Source organism: Streptomyces sp. NBC_01429 (genome assembly GCF_036231945.1).
In the GTDB taxonomy this organism is placed as follows: Bacteria; Actinomycetota; Actinomycetes; order Streptomycetales; family Streptomycetaceae; genus Streptomyces.
The window spans coordinates 3,675,186-3,694,826 of the sequence record NZ_CP109599.1 but is presented as its reverse complement, the minus strand read 5'-3'; the positions used below and the strand labels follow the sequence as shown (position 1 = coordinate 3,694,826).

19 protein-coding genes and 2 pseudogenes are annotated in these 19,641 nt (G+C 67.8%); 11 read left to right on the top strand and 10 right to left on the bottom strand.

The features are described 5' to 3' along the window. Window positions 1-51: 51 nt before the first annotated feature. The 3 genes from OG627_RS15965 to OG627_RS15955 are packed head-to-tail and all read left to right on the top strand — an operon-like array spanning window position 52 to window position 1,879. Window positions 52-972 (top strand): flavin reductase family protein, encoded by a 921-nt coding sequence (locus OG627_RS15965; protein WP_329065614.1) that lies wholly within the window; start codon window positions 52-54, stop codon window positions 970-972. Beyond that, entirely contained in the window at window positions 969-1,415 is a 447-nt protein-coding gene (locus OG627_RS15960) for a nitrilase-related carbon-nitrogen hydrolase (protein ID WP_329065612.1), read from the top strand. Before OG627_RS15965 ends, OG627_RS15960 begins: the two co-directional genes overlap by 4 nt. After that, on the top strand, window positions 1,388-1,879 hold the full coding sequence (locus OG627_RS15955) for a carbon-nitrogen hydrolase family protein (protein ID WP_329065611.1): 492 nt from the start codon (window positions 1,388-1,390) through the stop codon (window positions 1,877-1,879). The genes OG627_RS15960 and OG627_RS15955 overlap by 28 nt, the downstream gene beginning before the upstream one ends. A gap of 51 nt (window positions 1,880-1,930) precedes the next feature. On the opposite strand, the gene OG627_RS15950 is transcribed toward OG627_RS15955, so the two are convergent. Further along, entirely contained in the window at window positions 1,931-2,692 is a 762-nt protein-coding gene (locus OG627_RS15950; protein ID WP_329065609.1) for a response regulator transcription factor, read from the bottom strand. 532 nt (window positions 2,693-3,224) lie between these two features. Between OG627_RS15950 and OG627_RS15945 the strand changes: the two genes are divergently transcribed. From OG627_RS15945 to OG627_RS15925, 5 genes are all read left to right on the top strand, one after another. Continuing rightward, a complete protein-coding gene (locus OG627_RS15945) occupies window positions 3,225-3,824 on the top strand; it encodes a hypothetical protein (RefSeq protein WP_329065607.1) in 600 nt (199 codons plus the stop codon). 329 nt (window positions 3,825-4,153) lie between these two features. Then, window positions 4,154-4,933, top strand: coding sequence for a polysaccharide deacetylase family protein (locus OG627_RS15940; RefSeq protein ID WP_329065606.1), 780 nt, complete (start codon window positions 4,154-4,156; stop codon window positions 4,931-4,933). A gap of 236 nt (window positions 4,934-5,169) precedes the next feature. After that, entirely contained in the window at window positions 5,170-5,805 is a 636-nt protein-coding gene (locus OG627_RS15935; RefSeq protein WP_329065603.1) for a hypothetical protein, read from the top strand. Between the two features lie 38 nt (window positions 5,806-5,843). Continuing rightward, window positions 5,844-6,383 (top strand): Shedu anti-phage system protein SduA domain-containing protein, encoded by a 540-nt coding sequence (locus tag OG627_RS15930; protein ID WP_329065601.1) that lies wholly within the window; start codon window positions 5,844-5,846, stop codon window positions 6,381-6,383. Further along, entirely contained in the window at window positions 6,380-6,703 is a 324-nt protein-coding gene (locus OG627_RS15925) for a hypothetical protein (RefSeq protein WP_329065599.1), read from the top strand. Before OG627_RS15930 ends, OG627_RS15925 begins: the two co-directional genes overlap by 4 nt. Before the next feature lie 148 nt (window positions 6,704-6,851). On the opposite strand, the gene OG627_RS15920 is transcribed toward OG627_RS15925, so the two are convergent. From OG627_RS15920 to OG627_RS15905, 4 genes are all read right to left on the bottom strand, one after another. Beyond that, window positions 6,852-7,685, bottom strand: coding sequence for a PIG-L family deacetylase (locus tag OG627_RS15920; RefSeq protein WP_329065597.1), 834 nt, complete (start codon window positions 7,683-7,685; stop codon window positions 6,852-6,854). A 906-nt stretch (window positions 7,686-8,591) separates the two neighbouring features. Beyond that, entirely contained in the window at window positions 8,592-8,843 is a 252-nt protein-coding gene (locus tag OG627_RS15915; RefSeq protein WP_329065595.1) for a DUF6243 family protein, read from the bottom strand. A 213-nt stretch (window positions 8,844-9,056) separates the two neighbouring features. Continuing rightward, on the bottom strand, window positions 9,057-9,458 hold the full coding sequence (locus OG627_RS15910; protein ID WP_329065593.1) for a PIN domain-containing protein: 402 nt from the start codon (window positions 9,456-9,458) through the stop codon (window positions 9,057-9,059). A 319-nt stretch (window positions 9,459-9,777) separates the two neighbouring features. Continuing rightward, window positions 9,778-10,575 (bottom strand): DUF6193 family natural product biosynthesis protein, encoded by a 798-nt coding sequence (locus OG627_RS15905; RefSeq protein WP_329065591.1) that lies wholly within the window; start codon window positions 10,573-10,575, stop codon window positions 9,778-9,780. A gap of 271 nt (window positions 10,576-10,846) precedes the next feature. Here OG627_RS15905 and OG627_RS15900 point away from each other — a divergent pair, with 271 nt between their 5' ends. From OG627_RS15900 to OG627_RS15890, 3 genes are all read left to right on the top strand, one after another. After that, window positions 10,847-12,265, top strand: coding sequence for a DEAD/DEAH box helicase (locus tag OG627_RS15900; protein ID WP_329065589.1), 1,419 nt, complete (start codon window positions 10,847-10,849; stop codon window positions 12,263-12,265). Window positions 12,266-12,346: 81 nt separating this feature from the next. Beyond that, window positions 12,347-12,685 (top strand): thioredoxin family protein, encoded by a 339-nt coding sequence (locus OG627_RS15895; RefSeq protein ID WP_329065587.1) that lies wholly within the window; start codon window positions 12,347-12,349, stop codon window positions 12,683-12,685. Between the two features lie 9 nt (window positions 12,686-12,694). Continuing rightward, window positions 12,695-13,078: a hypothetical protein gene (locus tag OG627_RS15890; RefSeq protein WP_329065585.1), complete on the top strand. Its 384-nt coding sequence runs from the start codon at window positions 12,695-12,697 to the stop codon at window positions 13,076-13,078. Window positions 13,079-13,549: 471 nt separating this feature from the next. On the opposite strand, the pseudogene OG627_RS15885 reads toward OG627_RS15890, so the two are convergent. From OG627_RS15885 to pglX, 5 genes and pseudogenes are all read right to left on the bottom strand, one after another. Further along, window positions 13,550-14,222: pseudogene (locus OG627_RS15885) on the bottom strand (nucleotidyl transferase AbiEii/AbiGii toxin family protein). Continuing rightward, window positions 14,219-14,566 carry a transcriptional regulator gene (locus OG627_RS15880; RefSeq protein ID WP_329065583.1) on the bottom strand — a complete coding sequence of 116 codons (348 nt, stop codon included), beginning with the start codon at window positions 14,564-14,566 and terminating at the stop codon, window positions 14,219-14,221. Before OG627_RS15880 ends, OG627_RS15885 begins: the two are co-directional and overlap by 4 nt. 344 nt (window positions 14,567-14,910) lie before the next feature. Beyond that, a pseudogene (locus OG627_RS15875) lies at window positions 14,911-15,317 on the bottom strand (DNA-binding protein). Further along, window positions 15,314-15,562, bottom strand: coding sequence for a type II toxin-antitoxin system CcdA family antitoxin (locus tag OG627_RS15870; RefSeq protein WP_319679026.1), 249 nt, complete (start codon window positions 15,560-15,562; stop codon window positions 15,314-15,316). The pseudogene OG627_RS15875 and the gene OG627_RS15870 overlap by 4 nt, the downstream one beginning before the upstream one ends. Before the next feature lie 461 nt (window positions 15,563-16,023). Continuing rightward, the gene (gene pglX / locus OG627_RS15865; RefSeq protein ID WP_329065578.1) at window positions 16,024-19,605 is read right to left on the bottom strand and encodes a BREX-2 system adenine-specific DNA-methyltransferase PglX; all 3,582 of its coding nucleotides are present in this window, start codon (window positions 19,603-19,605) and stop codon (window positions 16,024-16,026) included. Window positions 19,606-19,641 lie beyond the last annotated feature (36 nt).

Below are 19,641 nucleotides of genomic sequence, written 5' to 3'. Positions count from 1 at the left end.
CCCGTACCCCTGCCCGTGCCCGCTACGCCCCCCGAACCGTCCACACCGCCCATGTCGGACACACCTCTGGCACCGACCGCGCCCCGTCTCCCGGAGAACCTCTGGAAGAAGCTCACGAGCACCGTGGGCCTGGTCTCCGTACGGCACGGCTCCGCCACGAACGTGATGGCGGCCGAGTGGTCGTACTTCGTCAACAAGGACCCGCTCTACGTCGCCGTCGTCCTCGGCCCACGGGCCGCCACCCGTGGACTGCTCACCGAGGCCGGGGAGTTCTCGCTGACCCTGTGCGCGGAGGACCAGGCCGAACTCGCCGATTTCGCGGGCAGTTTCTCCGTGGCCGACATCGACAAGAGCGCCAGCGAGCTGATCGGCTTCGGCGCCCCGGAAGCCACCGGCACCCCCTGGGTGACCGGGGGAGTGCTGGCCGTCGAGTGTGTGCTCCGCGAGACCGTCCGCTTTCCCGTGCACACTCTGTACGCGGGTGAGGTCGTCGCGGCACATCTGCCCCCGGGCACGCCCCGGCCGCTGGTCAAGCACGGCGCGATGCACACGCTCGGCGCCCCGGTCCGGCGCACGGCGATCGTCGCCACCGCGCAGTGGCTGCCCGGCGGTCTGCTGCGGGTCGCGGCGACGGGCCCGTCGGGTGCCCCCGCCGGCGCTCCCTGGCGGGTGAGCCTGCTGACACCGGACGGGGGGTCCGTACCGCTGGGTGAGTATCCGCCGTCCCGTTACGGGGACTTCCTCGCCGAACTGCCGGTCCCGGACCGTGCGGCGGGGGACCGGCGGCGGGGCTGCCGGGTGAGGGTGGAGCGGGGTGACGCGAAGCCGGGCTACGCGACGCTGGGACACGAGGAGCCGGGGCAAGAGGAGCCGGGGCAAGAGGAGCCGAGGTACGAGGAGCCGGGGTACGAGAAGCAGCGCCACGAGGACATCGCGCGCGGCACCGGCAACGGAGCCGGAACGCCCGGATGAGCCTCCCGGACGACCCCCACCTCCCCGACGACCCCCACCTCACGGACCTCCCCCACCTCCCGGACGACCCCCACCTCCCCCACCTCGCCCTCCCCTCGTCCCCACTGCGGGTGGCGGCGGCTCAGGCCACCGCCGTGCCCGGGGACATCGCGGCCAACGCACGCGGCGCCGCCGCGCTGGCGGCGCGTGCCGCCGGGGAGGGCGCCCGGGTGGTCGTACTCCCCGAACTACACCTCTGCGGTTATGACTTGACGACCCTGGCCACCCACCCCGACCGCTGCGAGGTGTCCGCCGACGAGCGCGGAACGGTGGCCGACCCCCGTCTCGACGCGCTGGCCGGGGCGGCGGTGAGCCATGGCGTGACCGTACTGGCCGGGGCCCCGGTACGCCGGGCCGACGGCACCCGTACTCCGTCGTGGCGTTCGACCCGACGGGCACGGTGACCGTGGTCTACGACAAGCGCCACCTGTGGCACGCCGACGAGCGCGGACTGTTCACCCCGGGCGGGCGCGACGCCGTCGTGCTGGCGGTCGGCGGGTGGAGACTCGGGCTCGGGATCTGTTACGACATCTCCTTCCCCGAACACGGCCGGGCCGCCGCGCTCGCCGGGGCCCATGTCTATGTGTGCCCGAGCGCGTTCGCGGCGGGCAACGAGCACCGGGCGGAGATCTACCTCGCGGCGCGGGCGCTGGAGAACACGGTGTACGCGTTGTTCGTCAACCCCGTGGGCGGCCCGCCGCACCGGCTGTGCGGCGGACGCACCGCTGTCCACGGCCCGGACGGCCGGGCGATCGGCCGGGCCGGCACCAGCCGTGAGGAGATCCTCCTCGCCGACCTCAGGCCGGGGGCTCTCGCGGAGGTACGCGGCTTCCTCCGCATGCTGGAGGAGCACCGGACCGGCACCTGACAGCCCCTGGCCGCACCGGCCCGGACCGCTCACCCCACCTACCCCCGCAGCTCACCGAGCGTGCCGGGCCCCGACCGAGAGCCGGAACCCCACACCGCGCAGTGTCTCGATCCGGCGGGGATCGCCCAGCTTGCGGCGCAGCGCGGCGATATGCACGTCCAGGGTCTTGGTCGGCCCGAAGAAGTGCGGATCCCACACCGCGCCGAGGATCCGCTGCCGCGAACACACCGCGCCCGGATCCTCGGCGAGCAGTGCGAGCAGGTCGAACTCCTTCGGCGCGAGCATCACCGGTTGCCCCGCCACCGTCACCTGCCGGGTCCGCCGGTCGATGGACAGATTCCCCACCCGCTGCACCGAGCCCGTGGCGACCACTGAGCCTGCGCCCACCACCGTGCCTGCGCCAACCACCGTGCCTGTGGCCACCACCGCGCCCCCGGCGGGCGCGAGCGGTTCAGGAGGCGCCATGCTCGTACGCCTGGTCACCGCGCGGATCCGCGCGACCAACTCCCGCATGCTGAAAGGCTTCGCCAGATAGTCGTCCGCCCCGATTTCGAGCCCGACCACCCGATCGGTCTCGGCTCCCCGGGCCGTGAGCATGATGATCGGCACCGCCGAACGCTGCCGCAGCTGCCGGCACACATCGATACCGTCCATGTCCGGCAGCCCCAGATCGAGCAGCACCATCTCACCGCACGGAGCGTCGAGCGCGTCCGCACCGGTACGCACCCACCGCATCGCGAACCCGTACCGCGCGAGGCCGTCCACCAACGGTTCGGCGATGGAGGCGTCGTCCTCGACGAGCAGCACCTGCATACGTGATCTCCCCTTACCCCGGCTCCACAACGTGAGCGCTTCTCCAGGAAGTACGTACGAGAGGCACTCAAGTGCGGGTCCCCGGCGGATTCGACTGGGGAACCCTGGCGACCAGGAGACCCTGGCGGACGGGGGGCAAGGGGATGAGGGGCTCCCGAGCCTCCCCCGGCCCTTGGGCTCGGCCGACGCGAACAGAAGGGCGGACCCGGAAGCAGTGCGTCACGTGTGTGCGGCACGTGTAAGCGCCGCGACTTGCGTGAGCCGCGACCCCTGACGCCGGAAATAATGTCGCCGTCGAACACCGAGATCGGCTGTCCGCCGCCGGGTTGCGATTCGAAATGACCGTTTATCTACGGGTGCTCCGTTTCACCGGCGATGCGAGATGATTCGTCTTCCATTCCGCTGGATAATTTAACCGGAGAGTTTGACGGACTGTCGCGAGCGCGCAGGAGCGCGTAAAGGGAACTGGCTGTTCGTCTTCGTGGTAGAGTCTTAATGAATTCACAGGACGCCACGAAAAAAGGGGAATGGCGTGAATACCGAGAAGGTTACGGCTCGACGTCTTACGGCCGGCGAGGTTTCGGAGTTGGGCCTCCAGGACGGCATCTTCGTCTCGGCAGGGATGGATGGCCTTCCTCTCGACTGCTACGCCCCGGCTTCCCTTACGGAGCCGGGTAAGAATTTCGAGGGAGGGTCCTTCACCGCGAGGACGGTCTTCGGTGAGGAAATCCACATTCTCCCGGACAATGCCGAAGAGGGCGGGATCTGGGTTGCCGACAAGACGGGAGAGGAAATCGAGGTTCTCCAGAGTGCCGGCGTCCTCCTGAACCTCGCCCTCTTCGTTCCCAATGGGAACAAGGAATCCCTGGATTCGCTCTACACCGCCGCCCGGGACGCCTTCGGCGCGGGGATTGTTCAGCGCTGGAGCGAGGAATCCGTCGCGGTGCCGGACGTCAAGGTCGACCTGTACGAGGAGCCGGCCCGGGGGCGGAAGAACACGAACAGCCAGAACCGCGACCGCCGCGCCCTGGACATCTACCCGACCCGAGTGCGGTTCCTGGAGCCCAGCGATGGCTGGAGGTTCGTTGTCGAGCCGCACAAAGAGATCGTTGACGAAACACCGACGATCTGACTGACCTGACAGCAGGTCAGCCTCGATCTTTCGCGGGAGCCCGTCAGCTTGCTGACGGGCTCTTCTTCGTTTGTGGTGGCGGGCATCGGGGCGCGTGGGCGGGCCCGGTGGCCCGGTGGCTGGGTGGCTGGGTGACGGAGCCGCGGACGGCGAGGCCGCGGAAGGCGTGTCCGTAGCGCCCCGCCCCCTCGTCTGTCGCGGAACTCCCGCGTTTGTCGCCGGCCCCCTGCGGATTCGTCCGTGATCGGTAACAGAGGGAGCTTGTAGGGGCGTTCGTATGTCTTCATGGGTGCACGGCATCGGCGGAGACAGCAAAGGGGCGGGCGGGCATGGCAAGGCACCAGGGAAGGGGATGGCACGGCAAGCTTCTCGCGGCGGCGCTCGGGGTGACGGTGGTGGCCGCCGCCACCTCGGTGTGGACCGCGCAGGCCGACCCCGCCGGAGGACGGCAGCCACAGGCGGGTATCTCGGCGCCGGACGCCAGGTCCCAGGACCGGACAGCCAAGGTGGCGGCGGACATCGCGCACGCCTCGGACCATGGCGACCGGGGCGTCAACATCACCATCGACGACGGACCGGACCCGGTCTGGACGCCGCAGGTGCTGCAACTGCTCAAGGACAACGGCGTGAAGGCCACGTTCTGCATGGTGGGCACGCAGGCCCAGGCGTACCCGGACCTGGTCAAGGCGGTCGTGGCGGCCGGGCACCGGCTGTGCGACCACACGATCTCGCACGACACCGCCATGGACACGAAGTCCGAGACCTACCAGTCCCAGCAGATCCTGGATGCCGAACGCATGATCACCAAGGCATCCGGAGGCGTCCGCCCGCAGTACTACCGTGCCCCGGGCGGCGCTTTCACCCCGTACAGCCGGAAGCTCGCCGCGTCCCGGGGGATGCGGCCGCTGGGCTGGAACGTCGACTCCAAAGACTTCGAGCGTCCCGGCGTGGACACCATGGTCGCCACCGTCAAGCGCGAGATCTCCAACGGGCCGACCGTCCTCTTCCACGACGCGGGAGGCGACCGCTCCCAGACCCTGGCCGCTCTGCGCGAGGTGCTGCCCTGGCTGAAGCAGCAGGGATACTCCTTCGGCTTCCCCGTGCGGTGAGCGACGCTCACCCACACCGACACCGACACCGACACCGACACCGACACCGACACCGACACCGACACCCAGCCCCGCCCAACCGGCCATCAGCGAGCGACAGTTCGCAAGCTGAGACATGCAGAGGGCACACCACACCACACCACACCTCGCCGGTCCGGATGACGGTGGCACCCGCCTTCCGCTGTCTCGGATCCTGCGAGCCGTGATTGTCCGTGCCCACTTCTAGGGTTACCCGCATGGCGATATTCCGATCCAGCCGCTCGCTCCGGCTCATGGTCGAAGAAGCACGAAAGCTCACCGAGCACGCGAGCGTGCGGGAGCGCGTTGACGTGGTGCTGCGCGTCATGGGGGGTGGCGCCCGCGGGACGTACGGCCAGGGCAAACCGCTGGTGGATGCCCTGGAGGATGTCGCTCAAGAGTCCCTTCTGCACGAGGACTTCGGGCTCGCCCAGCGCTTCCAGCGGTTCGCCGGCTATGCCGGCGGCAAGCTCTACCTCGACACCGTGGAGAACTACTACGACGAGCGGGCGCGGCAGCGAAGCGAGGAGTACATGCGGCGGCTGGCTGCCATGGGCGCCGAGCGAGCGGTGGCCGTCCTGGACGTCCTGTGTGCCGAGAACCCAGACGCAAGCGCCGCCGACGCCCATGCCCTCTTCCGCGGCATCGCCCGGTCCACGGACCACCTGGGCATCGGAAGCGGAGAGGGCGGAATCCAACTGCCCGCCAAGTACCTGAAGTACCTCCAGGAGTACGGACACATGGAGCTGGTCCTGCGGAACCTGCCCCGACCGGCCTCCGCCGAGGCCGCCCGGATGATGAGCGACGTCCTGGCGGACGCCGACGCGGGAATGCTGGCTCAACTGCCGAACTGAAGGCCAGGCGCGCCGGTCTCGCGTCCCTGCGCGCTGCGGTGGACCACCCCGACAGCTCCGAGGGTGCCCTCCACGCCTGTCTGAAGAACCAGGAGTGGATCTTCGGTGGCGCCTACGTGGCCGAGCTTGCCCGCCGCCAGTACACCCCGGACACTATTCTCGACATTCCGCTGCTGCGTGGTGATGGATCCCTGCACGTGGTGGAACTCAAGCGTGCCAACATCGAGAAATTGGTCATCCGGCCCAGCGGCCACCTGATGCTGGGCGCACCAGCCCACCACGCGGTCTCCCAGGCACAGAACTACCTCCGGACCATGGACGAGAGCCGCCGGACCATCCTCGCGCGGTACGGCATCGACACGCGCAGAGCCTCGGCGACGGTCGTGATCGGGCACCTGCAGTACGTGGGCGGGAGCATCACCCCTCAGGAGGTCGCGGAGACGCTGCGGACCTACAACACGCACATGGCACGCATAGAAGTGATCACGTACGAGACCCTGCTGGAGTCGGCGGCGCGGATGCTGGCGCTCTCGTCGGCGGGGGAGGACCCCGACCCGACGGAGGAATCCACGGCATGAACGACAACTCTCGTGCGATCGAACCGCTCCTGGCGCGGCTCTGCGGTGGTGCCATCACCGGCAAGGACTACGTCGGCTACTTCATGAACGAGCACGGCGAGGAACTCGTGTTCGCCCAGCGCCGGGGTGACAAGACCGCCCGGCTCTGGCACAGCGACGCGGACTGGGAGATGTTCCGTGTCGGTGATCACTCGATACGGGTCGACGGAGCTATGGACGGGATGATCACCGCCGGCGAACTGATCGTTGACCGATCGGAGGCGACATGGCTGTCCTCCTGCCTGGCGGCCTCCCGCCACCTGCGCCCGGGGCGGGACTGACCCTGACCGGGCCCACAACGTATATCGACCTATGACGTATGGCACTGATCCTCGCGCCGCCGGCAGATGCTGCGGTTCCTCGGAGTGCGGCGGGGAGGGCGGGGCCGTTGAGGCCGATGAGCTGTGGGGCCCGGACCGGGCGGGCGGATCAGCGCAGTCCGGCGAAGAGATCGTTCTCGGGTACGGCCGCGCCGGTGGCGTCCTTGACGCGTACGAAGGTCTCCATGCCCATCAGCTCGCCGAACCTCTCCTTGCCCATCTTGAGGAAGAAGATGTTCTCGCCCTGACTCGCGTGCGCGGCCAGAGCATCGAACTTCTGACCGCTGAACGCGGTGGTGTCCACCCACGTGGTGACCTCGTCGTCGGGGAGGCCGATCTCGGCCATCGCGGCGACCTCGGCAGGATCCGGCTCCGGCATGTCCTCCTGGAACTCGCGCATGGTCTCCCCGAACCGTTGCACCACCGAACGGGGCATCGTCGTCCAGTACACCTTCGGTGTCAGCGTGGTCATCTCCAGCGCGGCCATCGTGATGCGGTGGGCCTGGATGTGGTCGGGGTGGCCGTAGAAGCCGTTCTCGTCGTAGGTGACGACCACATCGGGCCGGTAGTGCCGCATGAGTTCCGCGAGCCGGGCGGCGCCTTCCTCCACGGGGGTCTGCCAGAAGGATCCGGGGGCGTCGTTGCTCGGCCAGCCCGTCATCCCGGAGTCGGCGTAGTCCAGCAGCTCCAGATCGCTGATCTTCAGGACGTCGCGGCTCGCCTCGAGTTCGTGACGGCGCATGGCGGCGACGGCCGCCGGATCGTGGCCGGGATCGCCCGGCTTGACACCCCCCGGTCCGTCACCGCAACCGCCGTCGGTACATGTCACGAGAACCGTGCGGATGCCTTCCGCCGCGTACCGCGCGAGGACCCCACCGGTTCCGGTGGCCTCGTCGTCGGGGTGGGCGTGTACTGCCATGAGCGTCAAAGGCCGGTCGGTCATGAAAAACAGTCCTCCTGCAAGAGTTACGTCTTGATCCGGGTGCGCGGCGGTCCTATCGCGACCCGGAGGCCCGGAACCTGGTGGGCCGGACGACCTTGTGGTCTCCGTGTTCCCCGCCCGCGCGGCGCCGGCCCCTCGGTTGCAACCGCGCCGGCCGGACCAACTGTTCCCGGCACGGCCGCTCGGCCTTCCGGGCGTCGGGGAGTTTCCACGCGAACCGGGGTACGGTCGCGCGCGACCCGCACGTCCCAGCGCCACGCCGGATCCGGCGTCCGTCCGGCACCAGCCGCTGAGATTCCGCCCCGAAAATCGAAACCCTACAGCGGTCCCGGAGCCCAGATCGCCGGGGGCGGACAGGAAAGACCCACGAAGAAACATCAGCACAGGCTCACCGACGCCGCCGCAGTGGTCGTCCGCCGCCGACGCATGTCAGTAGCACCGGGGATCCGGAATCGACCCGATCGTCGCCGCCCACCGGCTCGTGTCCCCGCTCCCGGCACCCGAGGCGCTGCCCGGTGGCCAACCCGGCGCGCCGTCAGGGCACTTGCGGCACGCGAATGTCACGCGGGCCATAAGAGGTCTGGACAACAAACAACCCCCGGCCGCTGGCCTGGGGCTTTCGTACGGAGCGGGTGACGAGAACCGGACTCGCGCGCTGAGCTTGGGAATCACCCGGTGTCGCGTAGGCTCGCCCGCCTCTGACCTGGTGAAACGCGCCCCTGGGGGGCGGTCAGCAGCGGCTCCGTCCGGGCCTCTGCTGACGCCGTTCACCGTCCTGACCGGCACGTAGTGGCACGCCCACTCCGGGTGGTCGGCTGAGACGCGGGTGGTCGGCCGAGAGCTGGGCCGGGACCGGCCGCGCCCTGCCCCGGTGATGCCTGCCTGCCGCCCTGCGGCTGCGGTGCGTCAGCTCTGTGCGGTGTCGTTGCCCGTCTGCTCGGCGCCCTCGGCTGTGTCCTCGGCTGTGTCCTCGGCTGCGCCCTCGGCCGAGCCTGTCTTCTCGCGCATCTTGCGTACCAGCTCTGCCTTCTGGTCGGCGGCGCCCTTGCGGTCGAGGTTGCGGTGCGGACCGTTGTTCTGCCGTTCGGCGCGGGACAGCCTCTTGCGCTGGCCGCCCCCCATGCCCACGGGGTTGTTGATGTTCTTGCTCACGGTCATGAGTTCTCCGGGATGTTCTGAAGTGATCTACGGATTCACCGGCGGGGACGGGTGGGGCGACGTGAGGGGCGTCAGCCGGGGCCCGTCACGCACTCACTCGCAAATCGGCGTCTGGAAGAATATGACAAAGACGTTACCGGGGTTTCCTTCCGGAAATCACACCGCCCGCCAGTGGCCGCCGTATGCCGCAGGTGTTCGAAGCGAGCGGGTGGTTCAGAGGGGAATGATGCGCACCTGGCTGCCGCAGAGCTTGCTCATGCCGTCGCTGTCGGCCGTCAGCAGGGCGACCGGTTTCGGCTGGCGCAGCGCTACCTCGGCCACCGTGGCGTCGATGGCGTACTTGTGCCCGTGCAGTCCGGCGCTTTTGAGGAGTTCCGCTGCCGCTTTGGCCGCTTGTTCGGTGACTGGCTCCACCTTGATGCGGGACAGTGCCCGGTTCAGGCGGGGGATGTTGGTACGGGAGTGGCCGACTTCCACGATGGTGTTCGCTCCGATCGCGAGGTCGGCCCCCATGCCGTGGAACACCTGCAACATCGCGAGGACTTTGCGGTCCTGCGCGATCCAGGCGGAGAGCCCTTCCGAGTCCAGGACGACGGTCTCGATGCGCGCGCTCACGCGGCGTTCGCGTCCTTGGAGGAGCCGGTGGCGCCGAAGATCTTCGAGTGGGCTTCGGCGCTCCAGGAAAGGTCGCGTGATCGGGAGGATGTGCGGCCTACGGCGCTCCGGCCGGGCTCTGTGCCGATGAGGGGGAGATCCTCAGTGATCTGCGAGATGGGAGCCGTCCTGCTGTGGTGGCGTGTCCGGGACCGACAGTTTCGTGCGGCCGTCGGCATCCAGTCCAGTTTCCTTTTTCACTGTTGCCGAGAGAATGAGGACTTTGCCGGGTACAGCAGCGGCGGTCCTCCTGGCCAGCCAGTGATCGAGGCCGTCTTCGTCAGCCGTCGGTGTCACCGATCTCTGCGGTCCTGATGGCCGGCGGTTGCGGCCAGCCTCCTTCGATGGCCGGGCCGCTACCCGCAGGAATGTTCGCGGCTATCAGCGCTGCGGCCTCGCGAGCGCCGAGGCGGGATCCGAGCACACGTGTCGGAATGTGCGGCGACCACAGCGAGCGACGGAGAACCACGTTCCACCGTCCGTCTCCGCTCGGCACTGCACGGGGAAGCTCTGCATAGAACGGATCAGCCGTACTGCTGAGGAGGCTGAACTCCCCGTGCGACGGAAACGGGAAGAACACGCGCAGGGCCGGCTGCGCGTACAGGGCCTCGGCCAGTTCGGCATCGCCCAGCCTGATCACCGGTGAGCGTTCCAGGGTCAGCCGCCATGCGGTCGAGACCACCCTCCCCGGCGGTGCCGCTTCCAGCGGGCTGGCCGCGAGCAATCCCCACTCGCGCCGCAGTTGACCGATCGACGCCCCTTCACGCCAGGCGTACAGGATGGCGTCGACCACCGCGAGGTCACCGGTACTGCCGAAGGCTCCCCATGGCCATCCGGAGTCCGTGGAGATCTCGATGCGGAACTCGCGTTCGTCAGCGTTGGTCGCGTATACGGCGAACCGTGCCTGGCCACGTGTGCAGCATGCGGCGACCGCGGGATCGTACCCCTCAACGGGATCCAGCGGTTCGGCACAGCGCCCGCGCCGAACCGCCTCGCGAGCCAGCGCTTCTCGCAGGCCGCCTGGCGCGGCCAGCTCTGGATAGAGCTCGGGCAATGCTTCGCTTGAGTGTTCGAACATGTGCACACTTTAGGCCGTGAGAGCGAGGCCAGGCGGGTCGATCGCACCGAACCGTGAACGGGTACGGGCGACATGTCAGCAGGGGCCCATCACGCTCCCACTCGTAAATCCCCGTGACGATCCCCCGGGGCGGGCGCCCGGCAGGGCCGCGCGGGACGGCTGGCGCGAGGCCCGCGCTGATAAGGTTGGGTCACGCTTGCAGAGAGCCTGGGCCCGTGCCGGACAAGGTACGGGCCCAGGTCCGTTCAGGGCGCCGAAACGAGGAACCCCCATGAAAGCGAAGCAGCCTGCCTCCGGCCGCTCCGGACCCGGCAGGTCCGACCAGGGGAGGGCCCCGCGGGGCGAGCTCTCGGTGCCGGAGACAGTGGCGCCCGGCCTCCCGCCGGCCAGGTCCTTCGCGGAGCTGGACATGCCGGTCGAGCTGATGGGGGTGCTTGCGGGGCTCGGGGTACGGGAGCCATTCCCGATTCAGGCGGCCACCCTGCCGAGCGCGCTGGCCGGCCGGGACGTTCTCGGCCGCGCGCGGACCGGCTCGGGGAAGACCCTCGCCTTCGGGCTTGCGCTCCTCGCACGTACGGCGGGCCGCCGCGCCGAACCGAAGCGCCCTCTCGCGCTGGTCCTGGTGCCGACAAGGGAACTCGCGCAGCAGGTGAGCGAGGCGCTGGTTCCCTACGCGGAGGCCCTCGGGCTGCGCTCGGTGACTGTGGTCGGCGGGCTGGCGATCAGCGGGCAGGTGGCGGCGCTCCGGGCGGGTGCCGAGGTCGTGGTGGCGACGCCGGGACGGCTGGCCGATCTCGTCGCCCGGCGGGACTGCCACCTGGACCGGGTGCGGATCGCGGTGCTGGACGAGGCGGACCAGATGTGCGACATGGGTTTCCTGCCGCAGGTCTCGGAGACCCTGGACCTGATGCCCCCCGGCGGGCAGCGGATGCTGTTCTCCGCGACGCTCGACCGCAACGTCGATCAACTGGTCAGGCAATATCTGAGTGAGCCGGTGTTCGCCACGGTCGACCGGGCGGAGGGCTCGGTAGCGACGATGGAGCACCACGTACTGAACGTCCATCCCGCCGACAAGTACGTGACAGCCACCGAGATCGCGGCCCGGGACGGGCGGGTGCTGATGTTCCTGGACACCAAGCACGGTGTGGACCAGTTCACCCGCCATCTGCGGAGCAGCGGCATACAGGCGGGTGCTCTGCACAGCGGGAAGTCGCAGCCGCAGCGCACGCACACGCTGGCCCAGTTCAGGGACGGCGAGATCACGGTGCTGGTGGCCACCAACGTCGCTGCCCGTGGCATCCACGTCGAGCACCTGGACCTCGTCGTCAACGTGGATCCCCCCTCCGACCCCAAGGACTACCTCCACCGCGGCGGGCGCACCGCGCGTGCCGGGGAGTCCGGCAGCGTGGTCACGCTGGTCACGCCAGGCCAGCGCCGGGACGTGAACCGGATGATGTCGGAAGCCGGGATCCGGCCCACGGTCGCTCAGGTTCGCTCCGGCGAGGAGAGGCTGACCAGCATCACAGGCGCGAAGCGTCCGCCGGTGCAGGACAGGGCGAAGACCGGCAACGCCGCGTTCCGGGGTCTGGGCACCCGCGCGGGCCGCCCGCCGAAGGAATCCCGCAAGGCCGCGGAGGCGCGCACGATGGCCGAGGCCCGCAAGGCCGCCCGAGCGCGCAAGGCCCACTGACGGGCGGTACGTGCCGCCGCGGTCGGGAGACACAAGGAGGCACCCGCTGCCTCGCATCGAGTGGAGCGTCAAGGAGTGCCGATGGCGAACAGGGTCCAACGACCGCAGGAGGACGCCGAGTTCGAGTTCATCCTGGCGAGGGCGGACGTGCCGGTGCTCGCGTACTTCCACGGGGTGTGGCCCAAGGCCGCGGCAGCGTGCAAGGAAATGGATCCCCTGGTGCGGGAGGTCGCCGACGCCTACCAGGGCCGACTGATCGTCGTGCGGGCCGACATCGCAAGGTGCCCCAGCCCCGTACAGCGGTACGGCGTCACCGGCGCGCCCTCCTTCGTGCTGATCGATCGGGGCGAGGCGATGGCGGCCGGGAGCGGTCCGATGTCCAGGGCCGCGCTCGGGGAGTTCCTGGACGCCCACCTGTGAGCGGGCCGCATGCCGGCCGGCGAGGTTGTGCCCGCGGCGACCGGCCCGGGCACCATCGTGGCCGCGGATGTACAACTCCTCACCGAAACCGGCGAGTGCCCTGGTGAGGACTTGGTGCTCGCGCACGGCGGCTACCCAAAGTGGCTGGAAGCCCGCTCGTCGAACGACGAGATCGAAGTGAACCCGGGTGCCGCGCGTCGTGGCTCAGCCACCGAGTTCAAGTTCAATAGCGGGGGCCTGAGTGACCGCAATTCCCGGATGCTGATTGTCGGCGCCGGTATTTGGCGCGGGGAGCATCCGCATCTGTACCCGCAGGGGAACGGCGATTTCAGGCGTCCGAGCCGCTGCGCGTTGAGGCTCAAGACCTCGTCACACAGTCGGGCGGCACGTTGAAGGACGCCATGGTCCGCGCCGGCCAGTCCTAGGAGAAGGCGGCCCTGACCTACCAGCAATCGACGCTGGAGCGGCAGAAGAAAGCCGCGGCCGGGCTGGCCGCCCGCGTGCGCGCGGAACGGCATGACGTGGCCGACGACGAGGCAAGTGGTGCGGAAGTGATGGGCGGTCCTTGAATTGGACCAGACAGTAAACAACCCCCAGGTCGCTGACCTGGAGGTTCTTGTGGAGCGGGTGACGAGAATCGAACTCGCGTTCTGAGCTTGGGAATCACCGGTGCTTGCGTGGTTGAAGGGTCTATGACCTGCATGTTTGGCCCGGCGGTACGAGGCTGGCGTGGTTTCTGGGAGCCGTGCATGACCGCTGTTGTCCGCTCCGAAGGGCACGGATGGGGCACGGCAGCCGAGGGCCGACGGCCTGCCGCGCTTCGCGTTCCTGTCGAGCGGTCGGCATCGTGAGGCAATCAACCATTCAGTCGTCGTGCGGCGCCGCAAGCTCCTGAAGTCGTTCCCCGATGTCGTCCGCCCATGTCTGCGCCCACCGGCGCAGCCCGGTGATCGTTTGCTCGTCGATTCCGTAGGCGGCGAACTCCGTGTCGTCGATCCAGTCGGCTCCGCCCAGCCGTGTCTGAAGCTCGCTGAGATCGAAGGAATCGCGGGCATGGCGTCGGCCGAGCTCTTCGAGTTCGACGTGGCTCCAGCGGTTCGCGGCGGCTTGTACGTCGATCAGGTCCCGGGCGAGTCCGCGGTCCGCCAGCGCGCGGACCTTGGTTCCGACGACATCCTCCAGAGACAGCACCAAGCCGTGCTCGGTGTGCACGGGCGGCTTCCAGAGCGCTTCCTTGAGGATGTCTACCTCGCACTCCTCACGGCTGGTGGGATCTGTGACGATCAGACGCGCGGACAAGGGGTCTGTCTCCAGAGCACGGACGTCCCATCCACGCTGCTCCAGGCCGGTGCGCACGGCAGTGGCGATGTCCTCCATGTGTTGTGGGTTCTCGGCCGCGACGTCGAGGTCCTGGCTGAGCCGGTCGACCAGGCCCGTGTGCCTGTACCGCGTAGCCGCCGGTAAGCGCCAGAGGGTAAGCGCCGCCCACGGCGAGTACATCCGCCAGTAGGCGGCGGTGCAGGTCGGTGAGGTTCACGCAGCAGCCTGGGCGCTGTGAGCCAGCTCGTCGAAGGAGTGTTCCCAGACTTCACGGACATCACGGCTGATCAATGTGCGCAGTGTGGGCCACAAACTGACGAGGAGGCCGCGATTGAGGAACCGGACCAGATCGTCGTGCTGGCCCTCGGCCAACACGATGCGGTAATAGCTCATCCGCAGCCGGGGCTGGTCGAGGTCGAACGTGGTCAGCCCCGACCACGCCAGGTGAAGTGGCAGGCGCACCGTGCCGTGCTCGGGGCCGACAAGCTCAGAGAGTGCTGCGGGCGTTCGCCGGGCGAACTTGGCACGGCGGAGATCAGAAAGACTGGGCTGTGATGCCATACGTCGATTATCCCGGAAGAGGGCGCGGCACGCCGCCAGGATCAGGCGTGCACAGGCGCTACAGAAACGATGGCTGAGCATGAGGAAGCCCCAGGTCGCTGACCTGGGGCTTAAGTATGGAGCGGGTGACGAGAATCGAACTCGCGCTCTGAGCTTGGGAATCAACGGCTTTTGGGCTGCCGGAGGGGCTATGACCTGCGCTTTCCCGTGAGGAAGCTTGGATTGCCATGGTCTCTGGAAGCTGTACCTGACCGCTGTTGTCCGCTCTGCTGGGCACGGATGGGACACGAGGGTAGTGGTGCGGCGGACCCTGCCAGGGGGTGTGCTCGGGGTGGGCCGGCGGGTCAGAGAGGGATGATGCGGACCTGGTTTCCGCAGAGTTTGGTCATGTCGTCGCTGTTGGAGGTCAGGAGAGCGACGGGTTTCGGCTGGCGCAGGGCGACTTCGGCGACCGTGGCGTCGATGGCGTACTTGTGTCCGTGCAGCCCGGCGCTTTTGAGGAGTTCCGCTGCTGCTTTCGCCGCTTGTTCGGTGACCGGTTCCACCTTGACGCGGGACAGAGCCCAGTTCAGGCGAGGCATGTTGGTACGGGAGTGGCTGACTTCCACGATGGTGTTCGCACCGATCACCAGGTCGGCTCCCATGTCGTGGAAGACCTGAAGCATCGCGAGAAGCTTGCGGTCCTGCGCGATCCAGGCGGAGAGCCCCCCCCCCCGGAGTCCAGGACGACGGTTTCGACGCGCTCGCTCACGCGGCGTCCGCGCCCTTGGAGGTGCCGGCGGAGCCGAAGATCTTCGCGCGGGCCTCGGCGAGCTCCTCGTCGCTGAAGGGTCCGTGCTCTTCCTCATGTCGGCGGAGGTCCTCGCCCAGAAGCTGGTGCCGGATCTGGCGGGCTACGGCCTCCGCCACATAGCCGGAGACGTTGTCCGTGAGCTTGCGAAGCTCCGCCACTTGGTCGCTGGGGAGCGTGACGGTGATACGAGTCGTTGAGGACATGCGGCAAGCATACTGGAGTATGCGGGTGCTGGCGTGTGCTTCTGGTGCGATCCTGCGGGCTCCGTGCGGTGAAACGGGGCGTCGTGGTCGGGCTGACCGTTCCTCGCCGTAGACGCAGCCGGTGAAGCGATGTCGTCCTCCACGACGGCGCGTTCACCGACAGCCAGGCCGACGCAGGGCGAGCTGCCGACTGCCCCGATACCTTTTCTGTGGCCCCGGAATGGGGCACCTGGCCCCCGGGTCCGGTATGGCTGTGTGCCCCCTGTCGAAGTGGATGACCTGGGGGTGTTGCCGCCGGGCTTCGGGGCACCTCAGGCCTGCCCATCAGCCACCCGACCCGCCGGGAACATCCCGCTTCGCGGGACGTTCCCGAAAACCAGGATCAACCCTCACGAACCACCCCCACCAAGGTTGGCAAAACAGATAGGGGCACCCCGTATGCCCGAAACGTGGCCTCGTCGTCACGATTCTCTTCGCGGTCGTCCCCTTCTTGGGGCGGGGGGCCTCCAGCCGGTGATCTCTGCTTGCGAGGTTCCGAGGCGTACCACGTGTCGACGGAAGGCTTCTTCGTACTCCTGGGAGGAGCCCGATGGCTCGGTGGGGCCGAGGTCTGGTTCGGTCCGCTGTACTCGGCGCAAGACATCTTGCAGAGCTGCGAGAAGCGGAAACACTTCGAATCCACCGGCATCGGCATGTGCGCCGGATTCGACCAGATCGAGCAGCACTCGGGCGGTTTCATGGGCGTCCCATCCCGCCCACCCCAGGACTGTGGTCGAGGACAGAGAGGAGGAGGTCGGTAGGTAGGACATGAAACGTTCATTGGGTACGTCGTACTTGCCGCGTTGTTGCCAGTAGGAGGGTTTGACGAAGTCCGCAGACGTGTAGCGAGGCGGTACGACGAGGGTGTCGTCGATCTGTTCCTGCCGGTCGGCTGTCCCGTCTTGTCCCTGTTCCGACGCCCATTGGCGCTCCCACGCAGCTTCCCAGCCGCTCCGCTTCACCAGGCCGGACTCCTTGTACCGCAGGGGAGGTGCCGCAGGCACGTGTGTGTCACTGAGCAGGCCCTGCAGTACGTCCAAAACCCGCGTGCCGGGTGAGAAACGTGCTGCGAGCCTGACGAACTCCGTATCGTCTGCTAGCAACTTGGCCAACTGATCCACGGTGCGGGCGACTGGGTGGCGCACTCCGTCCTTCGTCTCGAACCATAGGTCTGACTCCTCGCAACGATCGAGCATCCGGCTCCGCAGTCCGGCTTGGAGGAGTTGGTGCCAACCGGGAGTCCACCAACGGCGTTTGTGCTCCGGTTGTTCCAACAGCCGCAGGGAAGCGTGCTGTTCGATGGCTTCGATGCGGGCTTGTACGAGGTCCCGATACGCGGTCGGCCAATGCTGGGGGACTTCGGTGATAGGAATCGCTCCGTGACGGTCGAACCACGTCGTGGACACCAGGCCCTCCTGGGCCTTACGGGCCAGAACGATCTCGAACGCTCGCTCGCCCACCATGAGCGGCGGTGGTCCGTCCAGCGGAGAGACCAATTCGCAGTCATCGGGGAGCAATCTGTACGCCTTGTACACCTGCCAGTCGAGCTCCTCCTGTACGGCCACCATCCGAGAACGGGTCGAGGCCCAGCGGCATTCGGCGGAGTCGAGGAATTCTTGGTCGAGGGGTATGCGCGTATCGGCGATCGATGATGACAGCTCTGTGAGGCTGGTCGCCATCGCGTCGAGGGACGCGGCCCGTTCGAGGGGGAGGTGAGCGGGCAGAGGCAGGTCATGCAGACGCGTCGAGGTGAACTCAAAGATCTTTTCCCACGCCTCGCCGCCCCGGAGCTGGCCGATTCTCGACTCTCCCTTGCTTTGGCTCATTTGCTTGAGCCAAAAGCAAGCGGCCGAGCTGTTGAGCACACTGAGCAATCGGAGGTGGTCGACTTCCGAAGCTACGGGCGAAAGCTTCAGTACGGGCGCCGAGTTCAGCGGGACCAGAGGCTCTCTGAGCAGACTGAAATGAGGGTGGGTCGCTACCCAGGGGAAGGCGATCGACCAAGAATGTACGTTTCGGTTCGAGGCGACCTGGTGCCAGTCGTACCAGGGCGCGGTGGAGTCCTTGATGCCGGGGCGCTCGACCAGCACCGACCAATAGGGTCGCAAACGTCGGTGATGACCGGGGAAATGCGACAGATCAACGGCCTTGGGCCGGTCGGAGTTCTCATCCCACGCGCGGGGGAAGAACGCCGCGTATTCGCTGCGTACGGACCAGTCGCGAATGCCGGACCCGGTCAGGACCTGCACACAGGCTCCCTGCTCGGCCCGGGATCGTTGGAACGACTGGCGCGGAGCGCAGAAAATGTCATCGGAGCCCGTAGCGGCTTGATAGCCGATCCGGGCAACGCGTTCACCGAGCCGTTCCCCCTGCTCCATTCGACGTAGCAAATCTACACTGGTCGGGTCTGTCAGGCTCCAGGGAAAACGGGTCAGCTCGCTTCGCTGCTGGAAGAAGGACTGGGCCCAGCGATCTTCGGCGGCAACGGACCTGTCTGACATGGCGCGCAGAGATTGCCATACGAGGCCGTCGCGCGCCGCCGTCGGAACCGCGGGCTCTCCCTCCTTGCCGACCACCAAGTACACAGGCTGCTGCGGGTCCGGTTCGTGATTGCGCCCGGTGAGCACGACGGTCGGTGTGCCGTGCCCGGGGATATAGGCGCCAGAGGTGTCGATGATCCGGGAGACTTCGACTCTCGACAGCACCTGCTCGATGAGGGGGCGGCCGAACTCTCTTTTCATGAAGGAGTTGGCCGTCAGCAGACCCACGTACCCGCTGTTCCTGCCTTCCGCCGCGAGTCCGAACGCCCGCTCGATGAAGGGCGCGGTGAGCGCGTACTTGCCTCTGCAACTCACGTAGGCATCGTGGTACACAGTGGAGAGCGACTTGTCCTTGACCGTGAGGTACGAGGGATTCGACACCACAGCGTGATAGGAAGCGCGGCCGAGCAGGTCGTGCCGGCGCGAGTAGTCGGAGAACTCCCTCCTCGGGGGCATCGCGGAGGGTTCCTCCACTGCGAGTTCCCCCGCATGCGGAGCCCCCCGACCACGGAGCAGGGAGTCCCCCACCGCAACGACCACGGGTACGTCGGGGACCGCGCTCAGGCGTCGTTCACCGGTGGCGTTCATGGCCGCTACCAGCAGGCGGAAGCGCGCGATGCTCACCGCACACGGGTTGATGTCCACGCCGTGGACGGACCGTAGTGCTCGGGCAGCCCGCTGCCAGGGGCTCATGCCGGGCTCGGCGTCGGTCCACAGTCGGAAGAGACGGCTGAAGAGGCCCAGCAGGAAGGTGCCTGATCCGCAGGCGGGGTCGACGGCCCGGAACCCTGGCAGACCGGACTCCGCGACCGCCGGTTCGACTGTGAGATCAAGGATCATGTCGGCCACGAAGTCTGGCGTCGCGACCAGTCCGTACGACTTCGTCGCCTGCTCGTCGAGGGCGTAGTAAAGGTCCCGCAGGAATCGTGTGTCGCGCGCCGCATCCGTGAAGTCGTGCTCAAGGGAGCCTTCAGGGGACCTGCGGAGCCAGAACGTCCGGAGCGTTCGAAGAACCTGACCGCTGGGCGTGATCTTCCACATGGGGTTGCTGTGTGGGCTGAGCACCTGCCCCATGACGGGCAGAGAGCGAACCCGGGCGAGCACGTCGAACACAGCCTCCCGGGAACGTTCATCCGAGAGGGGCGAACCGTCCTGCGGTTCCTCAACGGCCAGAAGACCGGAAGCGTCGAGCATTCCGTTGTCCTCGCAGAACCTGGTCATCGTCAGGGCCAGGAGCCAGGAGGCAGCTGCTCGGCCGATCTGCTCGTCCCTCCATGAGCCCCAGGTCGCAGACGTCGTCCGTTCTTCCCTGGCATGTGCGTAGTCGCTCTCAAGGACAGCGGCGGCGGCGCTCTCCTGCGCGCGTTCCCGCAGATCACTCCTCAGGCCCACCATCAGCCCTCGCAGGTCTCGGCAGAGGAGCTCGCTGGAGATCACTGTCAGCTTCCCATTCAGTCGGCCCATGGCCGCTTCCCCTGGGGGCCGACCTGTTGCGGCGAG